The sequence below is a fragment of the Rhizobium sp. BK312 genome, assembly GCF_014193605.1.
Lineage (GTDB): Bacteria > Pseudomonadota > Alphaproteobacteria > Rhizobiales > Rhizobiaceae > Rhizobium.
In genome coordinates this window covers 69,963-87,333 of the sequence record NZ_JACHZP010000003.1, presented here as the reverse complement: position 1 = coordinate 87,333, position 17,371 = coordinate 69,963, and the positions used below count along the sequence as shown (strand labels likewise).

19 protein-coding genes are annotated in these 17,371 nt (G+C 60.3%); 9 read left to right on the top strand and 10 right to left on the bottom strand.

What is annotated here, in order from left to right; translation table 11 throughout:
- Window positions 1-8: 8 nt before the first annotated feature.
- A complete protein-coding gene (locus FHT85_RS09005; protein ID WP_112409980.1) occupies window positions 9-572 on the top strand; it encodes an O-acetyl-ADP-ribose deacetylase in 564 nt (187 codons plus the stop codon).
- Between the two features lie 3 nt (window positions 573-575).
- On the opposite strand, the gene FHT85_RS09000 is transcribed toward FHT85_RS09005, so the two are convergent.
- A complete protein-coding gene (locus tag FHT85_RS09000; protein WP_112409938.1) occupies window positions 576-1,739 on the bottom strand; it encodes an adenosylhomocysteinase in 1,164 nt (387 codons plus the stop codon).
- A 127-nt stretch (window positions 1,740-1,866) separates the two neighbouring features.
- Complete coding sequence (locus FHT85_RS08995) at window positions 1,867-2,775, bottom strand: LysR substrate-binding domain-containing protein (RefSeq protein WP_112409937.1); 909 nt, start codon at window positions 2,773-2,775, stop codon at window positions 1,867-1,869.
- 263 nt (window positions 2,776-3,038) lie between these two features.
- Here FHT85_RS08995 and FHT85_RS08990 point away from each other — a divergent pair, with 263 nt between their 5' ends.
- The 3 genes from FHT85_RS08990 (at window position 3,039) to FHT85_RS08980 (ending at window position 5,975) form a co-directional block, all read left to right on the top strand.
- Complete coding sequence (locus tag FHT85_RS08990) at window positions 3,039-3,536, top strand: NUDIX hydrolase (RefSeq protein WP_112409936.1); 498 nt, start codon at window positions 3,039-3,041, stop codon at window positions 3,534-3,536.
- 96 nt (window positions 3,537-3,632) lie between these two features.
- Window positions 3,633-5,168: an inorganic phosphate transporter gene (locus tag FHT85_RS08985; protein ID WP_112409935.1), complete on the top strand. Its 1,536-nt coding sequence runs from the start codon at window positions 3,633-3,635 to the stop codon at window positions 5,166-5,168.
- Window positions 5,169-5,237: 69 nt separating this feature from the next.
- On the top strand, window positions 5,238-5,975 hold the full coding sequence (locus tag FHT85_RS08980; RefSeq protein WP_112335367.1) for a 16S rRNA (uracil(1498)-N(3))-methyltransferase: 738 nt from the start codon (window positions 5,238-5,240) through the stop codon (window positions 5,973-5,975).
- Between the two features lie 4 nt (window positions 5,976-5,979).
- On the opposite strand, the gene FHT85_RS08975 is transcribed toward FHT85_RS08980, so the two are convergent.
- Window positions 5,980-6,594, bottom strand: coding sequence for a LysE family translocator (locus tag FHT85_RS08975; RefSeq protein ID WP_112335366.1), 615 nt, complete (start codon window positions 6,592-6,594; stop codon window positions 5,980-5,982).
- A gap of 243 nt (window positions 6,595-6,837) precedes the next feature.
- Between FHT85_RS08975 and FHT85_RS08970 the strand changes: the two genes are divergently transcribed.
- The 3 genes from FHT85_RS08970 to FHT85_RS08960 all read left to right on the top strand — a co-directional run bounded on the left by FHT85_RS08970 (window position 6,838) and on the right by FHT85_RS08960 (window position 10,329).
- The gene (locus FHT85_RS08970; RefSeq protein WP_112335365.1) at window positions 6,838-8,211 is read left to right on the top strand and encodes a glutamate--cysteine ligase; all 1,374 of its coding nucleotides are present in this window, start codon (window positions 6,838-6,840) and stop codon (window positions 8,209-8,211) included.
- Window positions 8,212-8,458: 247 nt separating this feature from the next.
- Entirely contained in the window at window positions 8,459-9,328 is an 870-nt protein-coding gene (locus FHT85_RS08965) for a DUF937 domain-containing protein (RefSeq protein ID WP_112409934.1), read from the top strand.
- A 122-nt stretch (window positions 9,329-9,450) separates the two neighbouring features.
- Window positions 9,451-10,329: an aldo/keto reductase family oxidoreductase gene (locus tag FHT85_RS08960; protein ID WP_112409933.1), complete on the top strand. Its 879-nt coding sequence runs from the start codon at window positions 9,451-9,453 to the stop codon at window positions 10,327-10,329.
- 8 nt (window positions 10,330-10,337) lie between these two features.
- Here the strand turns inward: FHT85_RS08960 and FHT85_RS08955 are convergent, their stop codons facing one another.
- Window positions 10,338-11,936, bottom strand: coding sequence for an ABC-F family ATP-binding cassette domain-containing protein (locus tag FHT85_RS08955; RefSeq protein WP_112409979.1), 1,599 nt, complete (start codon window positions 11,934-11,936; stop codon window positions 10,338-10,340).
- On the opposite strand from FHT85_RS08955, the gene FHT85_RS08950 reads away from it, so the two are divergent.
- Window positions 11,935-12,072 (top strand): hypothetical protein, encoded by a 138-nt coding sequence (locus tag FHT85_RS08950; RefSeq protein ID WP_162709577.1) that lies wholly within the window; start codon window positions 11,935-11,937, stop codon window positions 12,070-12,072. The two genes, FHT85_RS08955 and FHT85_RS08950, sit on opposite strands and share 2 nt — an antisense overlap.
- Window positions 12,073-12,085: 13 nt before the next feature.
- Here the strand turns inward: FHT85_RS08950 and FHT85_RS08945 are convergent, their stop codons facing one another.
- Together FHT85_RS08945 and FHT85_RS08940 are read right to left on the bottom strand one after the other, a co-directional pair.
- Complete coding sequence (locus tag FHT85_RS08945) at window positions 12,086-12,667, bottom strand: dienelactone hydrolase family protein (RefSeq protein WP_112409932.1); 582 nt, start codon at window positions 12,665-12,667, stop codon at window positions 12,086-12,088.
- A 192-nt stretch (window positions 12,668-12,859) separates the two neighbouring features.
- Window positions 12,860-13,159 carry a DUF1127 domain-containing protein gene (locus FHT85_RS08940; protein WP_112409931.1) on the bottom strand — a complete coding sequence of 100 codons (300 nt, stop codon included), beginning with the start codon at window positions 13,157-13,159 and terminating at the stop codon, window positions 12,860-12,862.
- A gap of 200 nt (window positions 13,160-13,359) precedes the next feature.
- Between FHT85_RS08940 and FHT85_RS08935 the strand changes: the two genes are divergently transcribed.
- Window positions 13,360-14,313, top strand: a complete 954-nt coding sequence (locus FHT85_RS08935; RefSeq protein ID WP_015338895.1) for a LysR substrate-binding domain-containing protein — start codon at window positions 13,360-13,362, stop codon at window positions 14,311-14,313.
- A gap of 36 nt (window positions 14,314-14,349) precedes the next feature.
- Here FHT85_RS08935 and FHT85_RS08930 read toward each other — a convergent pair whose 3' ends face one another.
- The 4 genes from FHT85_RS08930 to FHT85_RS08915 all read right to left on the bottom strand — a co-directional run bounded on the left by FHT85_RS08930 (window position 14,350) and on the right by FHT85_RS08915 (window position 17,371).
- Window positions 14,350-14,982 carry a TetR/AcrR family transcriptional regulator gene (locus tag FHT85_RS08930; RefSeq protein ID WP_112409930.1) on the bottom strand — a complete coding sequence of 211 codons (633 nt, stop codon included), beginning with the start codon at window positions 14,980-14,982 and terminating at the stop codon, window positions 14,350-14,352.
- Window positions 14,983-15,180: 198 nt separating this feature from the next.
- A complete protein-coding gene (locus FHT85_RS08925; RefSeq protein ID WP_112409929.1) occupies window positions 15,181-16,062 on the bottom strand; it encodes a dienelactone hydrolase family protein in 882 nt (293 codons plus the stop codon).
- 145 nt (window positions 16,063-16,207) lie between these two features.
- The gene (locus tag FHT85_RS08920; protein WP_112335358.1) at window positions 16,208-16,630 is read right to left on the bottom strand and encodes an MAPEG family protein; all 423 of its coding nucleotides are present in this window, start codon (window positions 16,628-16,630) and stop codon (window positions 16,208-16,210) included.
- 150 nt (window positions 16,631-16,780) lie between these two features.
- The gene (locus FHT85_RS08915) at window positions 16,781-17,371 is read right to left on the bottom strand and encodes a hypothetical protein (protein ID WP_112409928.1); all 591 of its coding nucleotides are present in this window, start codon (window positions 17,369-17,371) and stop codon (window positions 16,781-16,783) included.

Genomic DNA, 17,371 nt, shown 5'->3' with positions numbered 1-17,371 from the left:
AGACCGTCATGGCCGCGCCTGAGATCATTCGTTCCGATGTCGCGCCGAATTCGAAGGTGCGCTTCACCGTCGTTCTTGGCGATATCACCAAGCTTCCGGTCGATGCCGTCGTCAATGCAGCCAACAGCACCCTGCTGGGCGGCGGGGGCGTCGATGGCGCGATCCATCGTGCTGCCGGATCGGATCTCCTTGCCGAATGCCGGAGCCTGAACGGCTGCAGAACCGGGCAAGCGAAGATCACCATGGGATACCGCCTGCCGGCACGGCATGTGATCCACACCGTCGGCCCTGTCTGGAACGGTGGCGATCATAACGAGGAAGAGCTGCTTGCCGGCTGTTATCGCAACAGCCTTAGCCTTGCCCGGGAACGTGCGCTCAAAACCATTGCCTTCCCGGCCATCTCCACCGGCGTTTATCGCTTTCCCGCCGAGCCGGCGGCTGGGATTGCGATCCGCACCACCCTTGCCGAGAGCAAGCATGGCGCTTTCGATGAGATCATCTTCTGCTGCTTCAGCGACGAGATGGCGGCACTCTACGACAGATTGCTGCCGCAGGTGCTGTCCAGAGCCTGATGCCTATCGCGCCAGGTCGAGATAGGCCGACGCAACCAAGGCGTCGATCTCGGCGGGAACGGGGATGACGCAGGCCTCCTTGCCGAGGCCGCCCTTGGCGACCCGCTCCAGGCATCGCGCCTGCAGGGCGAAGCCGAGATCCATGGATTCGACGGTATTCCCCAGCGGACGCGGGCCGGCCAGATTGGCCATGTGACCGCCGCCGAGAATATGGAAGGCTCGGCCGTCTCGCATGCAAACAGTCTCGATCTGCTCAGCCTCGTAGCGATCGACGCCGACAACATCGGGACTGCTGCGGAAGCCTTCGACATCGATCTCATGCGGAAAGTGGCCGCCATTCATCAGGATCGCACCGTCCTTGATCGAGGGCAGATCGGCAACCGTGATAATGTCCGGATAGCCCGTCACGGTGACCAGCACATCGGCAGAGCGGATCGCTAATTCACGCGGCGGCGTTGTGAAGCCATCGAGATGAGCTTCGAGTGTGGTCACCGGATCGATATCGACGACGCTAACGGCGGCGAATGCGTTGCGGAAGCACGCCGCCGTGCCCTTGCCACAAGCGCCGTAGCCGAAGACGGTCACACGTTTACCGTTGGTGGAACGGTTGGTGAAGCGCAGATAGCTCTCGAACAGACTTTGCCCGACGGCATGCCGGTTTTCGGCGAACTGTTTGATCGGGCTATCGTTGATGACGAGGATCGGTATGTTGAGCTTATCGCGCATCGGCATCAGGCGGGTGCGGCCGGATGTGGTTTCCTCGGTGCCGCCAAGCAGGTTGGCATGGGGCCTATCGGCCACGCGGGCGAAGAGATCGCCGCCATTGTCGAGCAGCAGGTCAGGCTTTTCCGCCAGGATCGCATCGAGGCTTGCACCATGCTCCTCTGCGTCGCGGGTCTGCGTCGCAAAGACCTTGATGCCCTGAGCGCGCAGATAGTCCACCGTTTCCGGCTGGGTGCTGTTGAGATTGCCGGTGCAGACGAGATCGGCGCCGCCGGCACGCAGCGTCATCAGCAGCGCAACCGTCTTCGGCTCGAGGTGTATGCCGGTGCCGATGGTGAGGCCGGCAAAGGGTTTTGTGTTACGAAACTCCGCTGCTGTGGCCGCCAGCAGACGACAGCTGCGCGCCACCCAGTCGATACGCGAAAGAGAAGAAGACTGATCCATGATGCGCTCCTGCCGGTTGGTTCGATGCCGCGATCTGGCATGATCGCAAAGGATGTGTCGATGGACATTGCAATGCGCTGTATGGCAGAAAATCTGCCATGTCGATGCGCTTCGTTTTGATGTTTTGCTAAGCCGGTTCGGCCCCTGTCTCGCTTAGCCAATCCGCCAATCGTACCAGTGCCGGGTCCTTCACGTCGCCGCTGCGAATGCTGAGGCTGTAGCCCGCCGGCCTACGGATGAAGCCGAAGGGGGCGACCAGAGTACCGCGATCGATATCCTCGCCAATGGCGGTGCGTGGGGCGACGGCGACCCCGAGGCCCGAGCGGGCGGCGCCGATTGCAAGCAGCAGATCCTCGAATTCGCGATCGACGGCAAAGGGGATGGGCGCGCGACCGCTTTCGGCAAACCAATCCTCCCACAGGCTCGGGGCGGAACGGCTGGCAAGGCCGACGGCTCCGGCAAGTGCCGAAACCCCACTGGCAAGCCCGAGGCGATCGGCGATATCTGGCGTTGTGACGGGACCGAACTCATCCTCCATGAAACGAATGGCCGTGATATCGCGCATCGGCCGGTATTCGCCGCCCATGATGACCGCTTCCAGGTCGGCGCGCTTGGCAAGCGGCTCGACCGTAGCCATCGGCACGATGTCGATATCGATATCCTGAAGTGCCGCCTGAAGCGCCGCGAGACGCGGCATCAGCCACCAGACGGCAAAGGCCGAGGGAACGCCGAGCCGGATCGACCGCCGTTGGCCAACGGAAAGTTCGGCGGAGGCCCGCGTCAGGATGCCAAAGGCGACGCCAACGGAATCGGCGAATGCCCGGCCCTTCGCTGTCAGCACCAGCCGGCCATTCTCCCGGTCGAACAGGGGCACACCAAAATGTACCTCCAGCAGGGTCAGCTGCTGCCTGATAGCCCCGCGCACGACGCCAAGCTCATCAGCCGCCTTCAGAATGCTGCCGCAGCGCGCCACCGCATCGAAGGCACGCAGCGCGTTCAAAGGCGGCAAGCGTCGAGGCGGGATGCGTCCGGACATAATAAATTTTTTCTCTCTTTCCAAAACGATAGCAGCCACATCCAAGCAATTGCGCCATCTGCGGCACGGAAACGCTGTGGAATGTCGCTTTCAGCATAAGCGTTGGCGAATATCAGAAGGCAAATCTTTGTATTTTTATCTACGTAGCACTCAATAAATATGTGGGGAAATACCATATAGCGTTCTGTGGAACGCAAAATTTTTCCCCAAAGTGATAATATAGAATCAAGCCGTCACTCCAACTCCTAAAGGTGAACCGACAATTGGCCTTTCTCAGCCGTATAGCAAATGATGTGCAACTCATGTTTCGGCGTCCGCCGCGACAGCAATATGCTGCGCTCTGCTATCGGGTGAAGAAGAAGACGGGTCAATTTGAGATGCTGTTGCTGACCAGCCGCGACACCGGTCGTTGGGTCATCCCCAAGGGATGGCCGATGCCGGGCAAGCTCTCCCACGAGGTCGCCGCCCGTGAGGCCTATGAAGAGGCAGGTGTGCGCGGTGTGGTGGAAACCGAGCCGCTCGGCTCGTTCGGCTATGACAAGCTGCTGAAGGACGGCATTCAGGTGCCGTGCCGGGTGCAGGTCTATGCCCTCGAAGTCAGCGAACTCGTCAAGAACTTCAAGGAAAAGGGCGAGCGCTCCATGGAGTGGGTCTCCTTCGAGGAAGCCGCCGAACGTGTTCGCGAACCGGAGCTGCACGATCTCATTCTTGCCTTCGCCGAGCGGATGACGGCAGCTTCCGCTGCGATCCAGGCGAAATAAGCCACATTCGTCACAAAAAACTGTGCCAGTGTGCCTGGCAGATATTGCGCGCCTCATCGGTCAGCGCAATACGAGAGTTTTGATCCAGGGAATTGAATGCCCGACCGACCGGCCACGCCTGCAAAAAGGACGCTCGACAAGGACCTCGACAAATTCACCTATGTCGAGGACGCGACCCATCACGTCACGAGGCGCCTGGTGGCGCCGGGCATCGGCCTGATCTTTCTCGGCCTCGCCATGGTCTTTGCCGGTATCTACGTGCTCGACCAACCGGGGGCCACACTGATCTTTGCCGCGGTGGCGCTTGCCGGCTACATGGCCATGAACATCGGCGCGAAGGACGTCGCAAACAATGTCGGCGCCGCCGTCGGTGCGCGGGCGATTACCATGGCGCAGGCGCTCGTCATGGCGGCGATTTTCGAGATTCTCGGCGCGACGATCGCCGGCGGCCCGGTCATCAACACAATCTCGACCCATATCGTCGACACCAACCGCATCATCAGTGTCGGCAAGCTTGCCTGGCTGATGATGGCGGCACTTCTCGCCGCAGCCCTATGGATCAATTTCGCCACCTGGCTGAAAGCGCCCGTTTCGACCACGCATACGATCGTCGGCGCCGTTGTCGGCGCAGGTTCAGCCGCTGTCGGCCCCGAGCTCGTGAACTGGAACACGCTGGCGGCCATTTCCGCAGGCTGGGTTGTAACGCCCTTTCTCGGCGGTGCCATCGCCGCCGGCATCCTCTATTTCATCGAGACCTGCATCATCTATCGCGACGACAAGATCGCCGCCGCCAGATACTGGATTCCCATCCTGATTGGGCTGATGGCCGGTGCCTTCTCAGGCTATCTCGTGGTCCAGCTCGAACCCAAAGGCGCGATACCCAGTATCCTCAATCTGACGATCGGCCTCGCGGTCGGCATCATCGTCGGGCTCGGGGCGCGACCGCTGGTAAAGGCGCAATCGGTCGGGCTGGAAAACAAGAATAGCTCGCTGCGCAAGCTTTTCCGCCTGCCGCTGATCTGTTCGGCAGCCCTGATGTCCTTCGCGCATGGCGCCAACGACGTCGCCAACGCGATCGGGCCACTGGCCGCGATCGTCCGCGATATCGGACTTGGCGGCTCGCTGAATGTCTTCGCTGAAACGACGACCCAAAAGGCTCCCTTCTGGGTGGTCATGATCGGCGGCTGCGGCATCTCCGTCGGCGTTCTGCTTTACGGCCCGCGGCTTATTCGTCTTCTCGGCGAGCAGATCACCAAACTCAATCCTATGCGGGCCTATTGCGTCGCCGTGTCTGCGGCCCTCACCGTCATCGTGGCCGCCTGGTTCGGTTTCCCGGTGAGTTCGACCCACATTACCGTTGGCGCAGTCTTTGGCGTCGGCTTCTTTCGCGAGTGGTCAACCGTCCGTTCCAAGCGGCGATTTGACTATATGCGCAAAAAGGCCGAGGCGGCGGGCATACCCTGGAGTGAGCCGGAAGCCACCGATGAGCGCAATCCCGATGAGATTCATCGCCGCCGGCTCGTGCGCCGCTCGCATTTCATGACCATCATCGCCGCCTGGGCAATCACCGTGCCGGTCGCAGCCCTGCTTGCCGCCGTCGTTTATTGGGTTATGGTCGCGCTCTTCATTTAGAGCGGTTCGGTTCCCACCGGCCTTCGAACCGCTCTATCTCATTGTTCTAAGTAATTCCGGGAATTATCCATGCGCGCCAATTTCCGCATGCAGCGGCTGTATGTGACGTCCGACATCAAGGCAGGTACTGCCATCGAGACGGATCATGATCAGTTCAACTATCTCGCCAATGTGCTGCGCATGGAGGATGGCGCCGAACTCCTGATCTTCAACGGCCGCGACGGAGAGTGGAAAGTTAGTGTCTCCTTCCCCACCCGCAAGCGCATCCTGCTGACGCCGATCGAGGAGACACGCCCGCAGCCGGCCCCGTCCGATCTGCATTATCTCTTCGCGCCGCTGAAGGTTGGGCGCCTCGACTACCTCGTTCAGAAGGCCGTGGAGATGGGTGCCGGCCTGCTGCAGCCGGTCATGACACAGCATGTGCAAGGGAAGATCACCAATCTCGACAAGGTCAAGGCCAACGTCATCGAGGCTGCCGAGCAATGCGGCATTCTTGGCATTCCCGACGTCGCCGAGCCGGTTAAGCTTGCCGATCTATTGGCAAGCTGGCCGCGCGAGCGCCGCATCATCTATTGCGACGAAGGCGATACCGGACAAAATCCGCTGCCGCTGCTGACGCAGGTAAAAGAAAACCATCTGGCGCTGCTGGTCGGCCCCGAAGGCGGCTTTTCGGAAGAGGAGCGTGCCCTCTTACGCAGCCTCGATTTCGTCACCGCCATTCCGCTCGGGCCGCGCATCCTGCGCGCCGATACGGCCGCCGTTGCCGCCATGGCGGTAATCCAAGCCGCAATCGGCGACTGGAACTGACCCTTTACTCCAAGACTGCAACGATGGTCGCAACGACCAGCAGGATTGCGAGCGAGATGTTGACGATCCGCGAGATCTTCGGATCTCGGAGGAAACGGGATAGCGAAGCACCGACGAGCAGCCAAACCATGTGAATGGCAACGATCATCGCCGTGAGCAGCGCAATCTTGACGGTGGCGTCGAGCAGCCGCCGATCCTGAAACAGGCTGACAGTGGCGAAGACGGCAGCGATCGCCAGATAGGCCTTGGGATTGGCGACGGCGAGCAGGAAACCACCAGAAAAGGCAGGCGCCGTAACGTGATCGTCGCAGCGAGACAGCGGCGGCGCCGTGGCGATCTTGAAGGCGAGGTAGAGGATATAGACGGCGGAAACCACCGTCAGCAGCAATGCGCCGTGGGGCACGGACAGCAGAATCGCAACGACGCCGGCGGCGACGGCCAGCAAGACCGCTACGGTGCCTGCGATGAGACCGGAAACGTAAGCGAGCGACCGCCTGAAACCATAGGCGGCGCCCATCGCTGTCGCGCTGATCGTGGACGGGCCTGGGCTGCCCATGATGACCACCGAGGCAAGCAGCAGTGTCAGTATGGAATAGTAAAGGGCGTTCGGACCGTTCATCGATGTGCTCCGCTTGATGTCAGCGGAAGCAACACTAGCGGCGTGAATAGAGAGGCGTCTTGAACGCTTGTGCAAATATGCTTGTGCCTGCCACTGGCGTGATGCGCTTGCGAGACATAAAATCCTATTTTTTTGAACGACCCTTGAAAGAAATTCACTTGCACCGTACGTCAATCCGCGTCAATCACCCTCCAATTGACCTGCGGCTGGCGCGGGCTCTTCTCCGAGATCTAAGGTAATACCATGGCGCGCGATACCACCGACCAGACTCCGCTCTCCTCGGTCTCGGAAATGACGGCCTATCTGGCCGCCGGCAACAAGCCGAAGGAGAAATTCCGTATCGGCACCGAGCACGAGAAATTCGTGTTCTTTCGCGCCGACAACAGCCCGGTCCCCTATTTCGGCGAAGCCAGCATTTCCGCGCTCCTCACGGGACTGCAGAAGAAGAGCGGCTGGGATCCGATCATGGACGGCGACAACATCATCGGGCTCGGCGAACCCACGGGCATGGGCGCGATCTCGATCGAGCCGGGCGGTCAGTTCGAGCTTTCCGGCGCGCCGCTCGAAACCATCCACCAGACCTGCAAGGAATCCAACAACCATCTGGCGACGGTGCGCGAGATCGCCGAACCGATGGGCATCCGTTTCCTCGGTGTCGGCGGCAGCCCGAAGTGGACCCTTGCCGAAACGCCGCGCATGCCGAAATCGCGCTACGACATCATGACCCGCTACATGCCGAAGGTCGGCACCATGGGTCTCGATATGATGTATCGCACCTGCACCATCCAGGTGAATCTCGACTTTTCCTCGGAAGCGGATATGCGCCGCAAGATGCGCGTGTCGATGAAACTGCAGTCGCTGGCAACGGCGCTCTTTGCCTCCTCTCCCTTCACCGAGGGCAAGCCGAACGGACTTTCGTCCTGGCGTGGCGAAATCTGGAAAGATACCGACAACCGCCGCGGCGGCCTGCTCGATTTCACGTTCCGCGACGATTTCGGCTTCGAAGACTATGTGAAGTGGGCGCTCGACGTTCCCATGTATTTCGTCGTTCGCGACGGCCGTTATCACGACTGTACGCATGTCACTTTCCGTCAGTTCATGGATGGAGCGCTGAAGGGCGAAATCGCCGATTGGCAACCGACGATGGGCGATTGGACGAACCATCTCTCCACCCTCTTCCCGGATGTCCGCCTCAAGCGCTTCCTCGAAATGCGCGGCGCGGACGGTGGCCCGTGGCGCCGCATCTGTGCGTTGCCGGCCTTCTGGGTCGGCCTGCTCTATGACGATGAAGCGCTGACGGCGGCCGACGAGCTGACCAAGGATTGGAATTTCCAAGAGGTCAACGCACTACGTGACGCGGTGCCGGCGCAGGGCTTGAAGGCTTCCATCAAGGCCCACGGTCTGCTTGATATTGCACGCGAAGTGGTCGGCATTTCGCGCCTTGGCCTGAAGAACCGCAATCGCTTGAATGGCGACGGCCAGGACGAAACCGTCTTCCTTTCGCCGCTCGACGAGGTGCTTGCCAAGAAGGGTACGCTCGCTGACGATCTGCTGATGCTCTACAATGGCCGCTGGAACCAGTCTGTCGAACCGATCTTCGAGGAATATCAATACTGATAGGCGGTTATCTGCCGTCGCGGCCTAGCGAGTTCACGGCAGAAACCGGTATGCGCCCTCTTTTTTCCGCTATACTATCGGAATCAAGCGCCGCCTGATTCCGAAGCGGCCTCCTAGAGCCGGATGATTTTAGGTCGAATCGACCTAAAATCTGAATCCGCTCTAGAATCAAAGAAGTAGAGCGTGATGTCATCCGAAAACCGCCTACACTTTTCGGCATCACGCTCTAGCGGGGAAAGGGACTTCGATGCTGCCACTCTTCGACATGATGATGCAGGCACAGAATGGCGCCGCCACGGAGGCCATGGCCAAGCAGTTCAGTCTTGCGCAGGAGCAGGCGGCAAAGGCGATGGCCGCGCTGATGCCGGCCTTTTCCTCCGGCTTCAAGCGCAGCGCCACCGATCCCTATAATTTCATGGGCGTGATGCAGGACATCAGCTCGGGCTCCTATGCTAAATATTTCGAGGACATGACCAAGGCCTTTACGCCCGAGGGCATTGCCGACGGCAATGCGGTGCTCGGACGGCTGTTCGGTTCCAAAGACGTTTCCCGGGCGATCGCGGCGCAGGCAGCGCAGATGACCGGCATCGGGCAGGAAATCTACAAGCGCATGCTGCCCGCCATGGCCGATACGCTGATGGGCGGTCTCTTCAAGGAAACAAGCGGCCAAATCCCGCAAATGACCAATCCCTTTCTCAACACCGATATGGGCGAAATGATGCAGGGCTGGCTGCAGAGCATCGGCTTTGCGCCCAAACAGCAGCCGACGCCGCAGGCAAGCATCTTCGACAATCCCTTCACCCAGGCGATGGAGCTGATGTTCGGCGCCGATTCGGTCAAGCGCGAGAAGCCAGCGCCGAACAATCCTTTCCTCGACAATCCCTTCGCCAAAGCGTTCCAGGACATGATGAAGAACTTCCCGATGCCGGCAGAGCCGCCAAAGGAAGAACCAAAGGCCAAGCCTGCCGCCGGCATCGACATGGCCGCCTATACCGAGATGTTCAACGCCATGTTCGACAGCGGCCTCGAAGTGCAGAAGAATTATCAAAAGAACATGGAAGCGATCTTCGACAGCTATTTGAAGACCGAGGACAAGCCAGCCCCAGAACAGAAGTGACATTCGGCTGATCGTATTCCGTTCCATTGTTCGCTGTTCCGCACAGCCTGTACGCATTGCACCCGGTTATCATACACTGCGACTGAGCCTATTTCTGCTTTCAGCTTGAAAAGGAGATAGCCATGTCCAGCATCGATCAATCCGGCAGCTTTACCCTTGGGGACAGCAAGGTCAAACGGGTCGGCTACGGCGCCATGCAGCTTGCAGGCCCCGGCGTATTCGGCCCCCCGAAGGACCACGAGACGGCACTTGCGGTTCTGCGCGAAGCCATCGCATCCGACGTCAACCATATCGATACCAGCGACTTCTACGGTCCGCATGTGACCAACCAGCTGATCCGGGAAGCGCTCCATCCCTATCGCGACGATCTCGTCATCGTCACCAAAATCGGCGCGCGGCGCGGCGCTGATGCCTCCTGGCTGCCGGCCTTTTCGGCCGATGAGCTGAAGCAGGCGGTGCACGACAATCTGCGCAATCTGCAGCTCGACGTGCTAGATGTCGTCAACCTTCGCGTCATGATCAATCCACATCACCCGACCGACGGTTCGATCGAGGCACCGCTAACCGTCCTTGCGGAGCTCAAGCGGCAGGGTCTGGTGCGTCACATCGGGCTTAGCAACGTCACGCGAGACCAGATCGCCGAAGGGCGCAGGATTACCGAGATCGTCTGCGTGCAGAACCTCTACAATCTGGCGCAACGCACGGATGACGCGCTGGTCGATGAACTGGAGCGCGACGGCATCGCCTATGTGCCCTTCTTCCCGCTCGGTGGGTTCACACCGCTGCAATCATCGGCGCTTTCCGATGTGGCCGCGCGCCTGAACGCCACGCCAATGCAGGTGGCGCTTGCCTGGCTGCTGCAGCGCGCGCCGAATATCCTGCTCATCCCAGGCACCTCGTCGCTTGCGCACCTCAGGCAGAATATCGCGGCCGCCGAGCTGAAGCTTCCGGAAGATGCGATCGCCGAACTCGATCGCATCGCCGGTGCCGACCACGCTTGACGCACCCCTCACCGATCCGAGAAGGCTCGGGCAGAGAGCTCGAGCCGTCTCTCTATGCCGATATTGTTGAGAAACACCTCGTCGTGGCTGACAACCAGAAGCGCGCCGTCGTAGGCCCGCAGCCCGGCTTCAACCGCGGCGATGGAGTCGATATCCAGATGATTGGTCGGTTCATCGAGGATCAGCAACGAAGGCGCAACCGCGCCGCCAAGTACACAAGCAAGTCCGGCCCGCAAAAGCTGGCCGCCGCTCAGGCTGGAGACGATCTGCAGCGCGGCATCAGCCCGAAACATGAAGCGCGCCAAGGCGGCTCGGCAGGCATTTTCGTCCGCATCCGGGTTGATCCGCCGGAAGTTGTCGCGAATTGACAGCGATGGATCAAGCAGGCTCACTCGCTGATCCAGCAGGGAGGAGTGGACGATCCGTACGGTGCCGCTCCAGGGTTTTAGCGCGCCGGAGACCAGGGCCAGCAGTGTCGTCTTGCCCGAGCCGTTCGGCCCGGTGACGGCAACACGCTCCGGCCCCGTCATAATGAAATTGAAGTCGCGCAGGATCGGCCGTTCTGGCTCGTAGCCAGCGGTGACGCCTTCCATCCTGAGGACGATCCTGTTTGCCGGCTGTCCCGATGTCGGCAGCTTGACGGCCAGGGGCTGCAGGATCTCGATCTTTTCGCGGGCGGCGGCGGCATCCTGCAGGGCTTGGGAGCGGCGGCGTTCGGCAAGCCGCGTCTTTTCGGCGCTCGTCATTTCGGCCCGCTCCTTCAAGCCGCCGAGCATGATGCGCGGAATACCGCCCTTTGCCGCCATCTTTCGGCCGGCTCTGTCCCGCCTCGCTTGCCGCTCGACGGCTGCCTGGGCGCTTCTCTCCACTTCGGCGATACGCTTCTCCGCCTCGGCGAAATCATGCTCGGCCGCGGAAAGCTCCAGCGCCTTACGTTCGCGATATTGGCTCCAGTTGCCGCCATAGCGTGAGGCGCCGAGCGATGTCAGTTCGACGATCGCATCCATGGTGTCGAGCAGCTCACGGTCATGGCTGATGACGATGGCCCCTGCCCTCCAGCCCGCAAGCAGATCGATGACAGCGGCGCGACCGTCACGATCGAGATTGTTGGTGGGTTCGTCGAGAATGAGGAAATCCGGATCGTCGACGATAAGGGCAGCCAGGCCGCAGCGCGTGCGCTGTCCGCCGGACAGGGCCACGAGAGGCGTTTCCGGAGTGACGTCAAGCCCGACACGATCAAGGGCTGCGGCGATGCGCGCCTCGAGCGTCCAGTCGGCCGAGGCGAGTTCATCATTGGTTGCCTCGCCGGCTTCCGCCCGTTTCAACACGGCAAGGGCTTTGCTTGCGCCAAAAAGATCGGCGACGGTTTCGTCCGCCTCCACCTGCACGCTCTGGCGCAGGATTCCCAATCGGCTGTTGAACGAGATGCTGCCGGATTGCGGCTGCAGCTCGCCGGAGATGAGCTTGATCAGCGTCGTTTTGCCGACGCCGTTACGCCCGACAAGGCCGGTGCGCTCGGCGCCGAAGCTTAGATCGAGATTAGAAAGAAGCGGCCGGCCGTCAGGCGTGGACCACGAAAGATTGGATAGAACGATGGATATGGGCATGAGCATGAATGTCCTCGATGGCAAGGCTGAACGGCATTGCGGTCGAGGTGAAATCCATGGCTGCACACATCCTGTTGGTATCAACGATGCTCATAAACTAGGCGAGCGGCATCTTCAGTTCAAGTCCTGCGAGTGAAGATGCGGGCATTTCACGCATTGGCATCGATGGCGTCAAGGAAGTCGATGACACGTTTCCAGGTGAGATCGGCGGCCCTGGCGTCATAATCAGGCAGGCTGGCATCGGTATAGAGATGGCCGCCGCCGCCCGGATACCGAAAGATCTCTGCCGCGACGCCGGACTTGGTGACGGTCTGCCGCCAGCTTGCAACCTCTTCCTCTGATTCGAAGGGATCGGGATCGGCCAGATGAAGCTGCAAGGGCAGACCTTTGCGCGCGTTCTCGGCGATCGGGGCGACGCCATGCATCAAAAGTATGCCGGCCGTCTTTTCCCGCTTGGGCCAGAGGCTGGAGATAACGCCGGCCCCCATTGAAAAGCCGGCCAATACGGTCGAGGCCGGCAGCCCGGCCAACGCCCATTCGGCGCGCTCGCAGATCGTTTCCCAGCCGATCTCGTCCTTGAATTCGAACCCTTCTTCGATCGATCGGGCGATCAGCCCATCATAGAGATCCGGCGCGAAGGCCTTGTGCCCGGCCGCCTGCACACGCTCCACCGCCTCATGCTCGAGCGACCGCAGACCATAGACGGAGTGGAAGAAGATCACCGTTGCCATCATCGCTTCCCTGCTGTTCGGATCAGGTCGTTAGATAAGACAGTTGCTGCAGGAGGCAACTTGCCCGCGCGTGATCCATGACGAAAAACCGGTCTTCAGAAAGAAAAAACCCGGTGTTGGCCCTTGGGCCGAACACCGGGAAAGAGGCAGGGCTTATTGGCTATCACCCTGCGGGGAAACTATCGTCCACCATCAGCCTCTAAAGCTGCTGAAGGCGGAGAGGCGCGCGACGCGACGCGCGGAATTGGTGAGATGGCCGGACGGATCCCCGAAGAAGGTCGAGGTGGTCAGCGCGGCGTTCAAATCCTGCCTGGTGAGGCCGATGTCGCTCAACTGAGTGTCGTTCAGCTCATTCAGATATTCGATTTCCTTACGATTTCGGATTGCGCGCCAGATCGATGAGACATTGCTCAAAGCAACCCCTACGCGTGCCGTCAGCGACAGCGATGGCGTTGCTAGGCCGAGGTCAAGGGTCCGATCTGTCGTGCGCATTTCCGTGTTCCTTTCTTTGGGCACACGCGAGCCAAGCCCCTTTCCGATGATCCGGAAAAGGGGCGTAGGCCGGGAGGAGTTCGACGGGCGTTTCTGTTCGATTGGTATGCTGAATTGCATTCAGAAGATGCCAAAGCCCTATTGATCAGTCCAACGAATGTTTCTAATGATAACTATCAAACTCCTTTATAGGTGAACCCATGTCCGCGCCGCTTGATATCGATCAGTTGCAGACCTTCATCGCAATCGTAGATTCCGGAAGCTTCACCAAGGCAGCCGACCGCGTGTTCAAAACGCAATCGGCCGTCTCCATGCAGATGCGGCGGCTGGAAGAGCGCGTCGGCAAGCAACTCTTTATCAAGGATGGCCGCGGCAACCGCCTGACGGCGGAAGGCGACAAGCTGTTGAACTATGCCCGCCGCATCATTCGCCTGAACAACGAGGCGATGGCGGCTTTCGACGACAATCGGCTCGAGGGCACGCTGCGCATCGGCACGCCGGACGATTATGCCGACCGCTACATGCCCGAAATCATAGGCCGTTTTGCCAAGACGCACCCGAATGTCGAGCTCTACATCGTCTGCGAACCCTCGGTCGATCTCGCCGAGCGCATGCATCGCGGCGAGCTCGATATCGCGCTCGTCACCCACAATCCGCGTGAACGCATGTCGGATGTCGTGCGAACGGAACCACTTTGCTGGGTCGGCTCGGCCAATCATCCGCTGCGCGACGATGCGCCCATTCCGCTCGCCGTCGGGCGGCGCGACTGTCAGTGGCGCCAGCTTGCCTGCTCGGCTCTCGATGCCGGCGGCCGCGACTATCAGATCCTGTTCACCAGCTGGTCCTGCACCGTCGTTGCCGCGGCCGTGCTCGCCGGCATGGCGGTTTCGGTCATGCCGGAATCGGCGCTCAGGACCGGCATGAAGGTGCTGACCCAGGCCGATGGCTTCCCACCGCTGCCGCCGGTGCAGATCGGCATCATGAAGCGGGCCGGCCTGTCCGTATCGCTGATGAACGCCATCACCGCTCATATCTCGGCCTGCCTGGACAACATCACGCCGGCTGCGGTGGATGACGATCTCGATGGCGAGGTGAAAACCTATACGCGCTTCTATCCCCGACTACGCGCCGGGCACATTCTGCCGGGCTGGTGAGCTCGGGGATCACCAGCCAATCGCCTTCGGGAATCGTTACTGCGCCGGCTCTGCCAGCAAGGTAACGCGGATCACCTGCTTCAATTCATACAGCATACGTAGCGCCATCTCGTCCTCGCTTACGATGGCGAAGCGGATGGATGCGCCGATCAGATGGCTGAACAGCTGCGTGCGTGCCTCAAGGTCGATGCGACTTTCAGCGGGCAGGAAAGGCCGGATGCTCTCCAGAAAAATTTCGGCGACACGATTGCTGTGCTGTATGTTGAGCTGGAGGATATCCCTGTCGATATCCGTGCCGAGCCAGACGCCGATATAGGCGGGATCGCTGCGAAACTCGCGATAATACCAATCGATCATGGTGCAGACGAGCTCGATGGCATGATCGAGTGATGCCACAAAGGCAAAGACCTCTCCGACCTTTTGCCGGATGCGGCTGGAATGCCGCTCGAGCAAGGCGCGGACGATCGCCGCCTTGTCCGGGAAATACTGATAGACGGAGCCGATCGGGATTGCGGCAACCGTAGCCAGTTCGGTCATCTTCATCGCGCTCACCCCCTTCTCGGCGATCAGCGCGGCCGCAACCGACAGGATGGCATCGACACGCTGGATGCTGCGCTCCTGCTGCGGCCTCTTTCGAAAGTTAATACGGTCGGGATTATCCGGATTCATTCTCTTCCCGTTTCATTCTCGCACTGAACGACGCTCAAGCGCGGCCGACGCTATGACACCTGAGGGGTTCAATGCGCGTAAACGGGAAAAGTCCAATTTTAATCATCACTTAGGAGTCAGAATGAACTCCGGAATCGGGGCCAAAACATGGTTTCGGCCCCGGTAATCGGTGAGCCCGCATGCTCAATCCGCGTCGTTCTAGGACAGGTACTTCCTCAGGAAATCGACGGTTCTGCCCCAGGCCAGGTCAGCAGCTTTCTTGTCGTATCGGGCTGCTGAGGTGTCATTGTTGAAGGCATGATTGACGCCTTCATAGACGAAGATCTCGAAGGTCTTGCCGGCTGACTGCAGCTCCTTGCGATAGGCCTCGATGCCGGCGTTGATGCGATCGTCCAACCCGGCATAGTGCAACAAGAGGGCAGCCTTGATGTCAGGCACGTCGTCCGCCGGCGGCTGCGCGCCATAATAGGCAACGCCCGCCTTCAGCTCCGGCGAGATGGTCGCGAAACGGTTGACGAGGCCGCCGCCCCAGCAGAAGCCGACGGCGCCGACATTGCCGTTGGCGCCATCCGTCTTGGCGAGATAGGTCAGGCTCGCCTCGGCGTTAGCGGCCGTCAATGCCGGATCGAGATTGGTGAACATGTCGCGCGCCTTGTCCTCGTCCTCGGGCGTGCTGCCGAGCGGGGAGAGGAAATCGGGCGCCAGCACCACGAAGCCTTCCAGCGCCATGCGGCGGGCGACATCGCGGATATGCGGATTGAGGCCGCGATTCTCGTGGATGACGATGACGCCGCCGAGCTTGCCGGCTGCATCTTTCGGGCGGACGAGATAGCCCTTCATCTCGCCTTTGCTGCCGGCGAACGTCACATCCTTTGCGTCCAGCCTGCTGTCATCGGCGGCAATGATCTCGGCGCTGGCCTTGTTGGCGGCGAGCAGCGGCGCGATGGCAGCGGCGGCGCCTGCCGAGCCTGCGAGCTTAGTCAGCTTTTCCATAAAGCCCCGACGATCGAGCGTCAGATGCGTGTATTCGTCATAGGCGTTGATCATCGCCTGCGTCACGACCGGCTTTTCCGTGCTCATAATCCTCTTCTCCCTGTTTCCCCGGTGGTAGGCAACAAACGACCGGCCACCCGCTGACAAGATAGGTCAACCGATGTCGGCGTAACGGTAAAGGAAAAACACAAACACGTTACCGCAGGTTGCGGCTTACGGAATGCAGGCAGCCTCAGGAGAAGGCGAGCCAGATGCCAAGCCAGCCCCACATGCAGACCAGGGCTGCAAAGCCGAGAGTGAAGAGCGGGCTGCGATAGCGCAGATCGTTGCTGGTCACATGCACGAAGGCATGCGCGTAGCGCGTGGCAACGAAGATCCAGGCAAGGATTACGGCCGGCAGATTATCCGCCTGAGCGGTGTAGAGGACGATACAACCGACATGGAAGAGCAAGGGCAGCTCGAACTGATTGGCGACGCTGTTTCGCACCACCAGGCTTTCCGCCGGTTCGTCGGCTGTGTGGTTTTCGCGGAATTGCGCTGGCTGAATGCGGCCGGCCTTCACCAGCACGCGGCGGCGCCATCCGAGGAGCGCATAGAGGATGAAAACCAATACCGCATGCGCCATCATGGGCCAGAACATTTCGTAGCCTGTCACGCCGCCAACTCCTTTGAAACTTCCGAAAACTGAACCACTGTATAGCTTTGTCCTTAAATCGGAATCGACTTAAGGACAAAGCTATACAGTAGATCTAAAATGCTATAGCGACCTTTGCGCGTCACGTATGACGCGCGGCGCTATAGTCGATCAGGACGGTTTAGAGCCGTCCGGCGAGAGGTAGCGAAAAATCGCAAAGCGGGCCAGCAGAATAACCGTCACAACCAGCGTCAGGAATTTCAGCCTGACGATGATGGGCAGCAGGCCGGCCAGCAGCGATACCGTGGCATCGGAGGGCGTTGCCGGCGGGTAGAGCATCAGGCCGGCAATATTCTCGGCATAATCGACAAGCGCGTAGAAGATCGGCAAGCAGAAGATGACTGCGGTCGCGCCAGGTGGAATCGGCCGGCCGAAGAAAAAGCCGCCGGGGCCGACGAGCCGCATCAGGCAGAACAACAATCCGCCCAGCACCAGCGGGAAGATCAGCTCAGGCCCGAGATACATCGAATGCAGGATCACCGCCGGATCGGGGTGATCCTTGAGATAGCGCAGCATGGCGACGACGTCTTCGCGCTCATAGCCGCCGATACGCGCATCGAGCATCTGCTGGCCGGCTGCGGCATTGCTAAAGGCGCGCATGAAACCGGCATAAATCCAGGCGAACAGTGCCAGCGAAAGCGCTGCGAGGATCGCCGTCAGGCCCTCGAGGGACCTGACGTTGCCAGAAGCGCGATCAGCCAT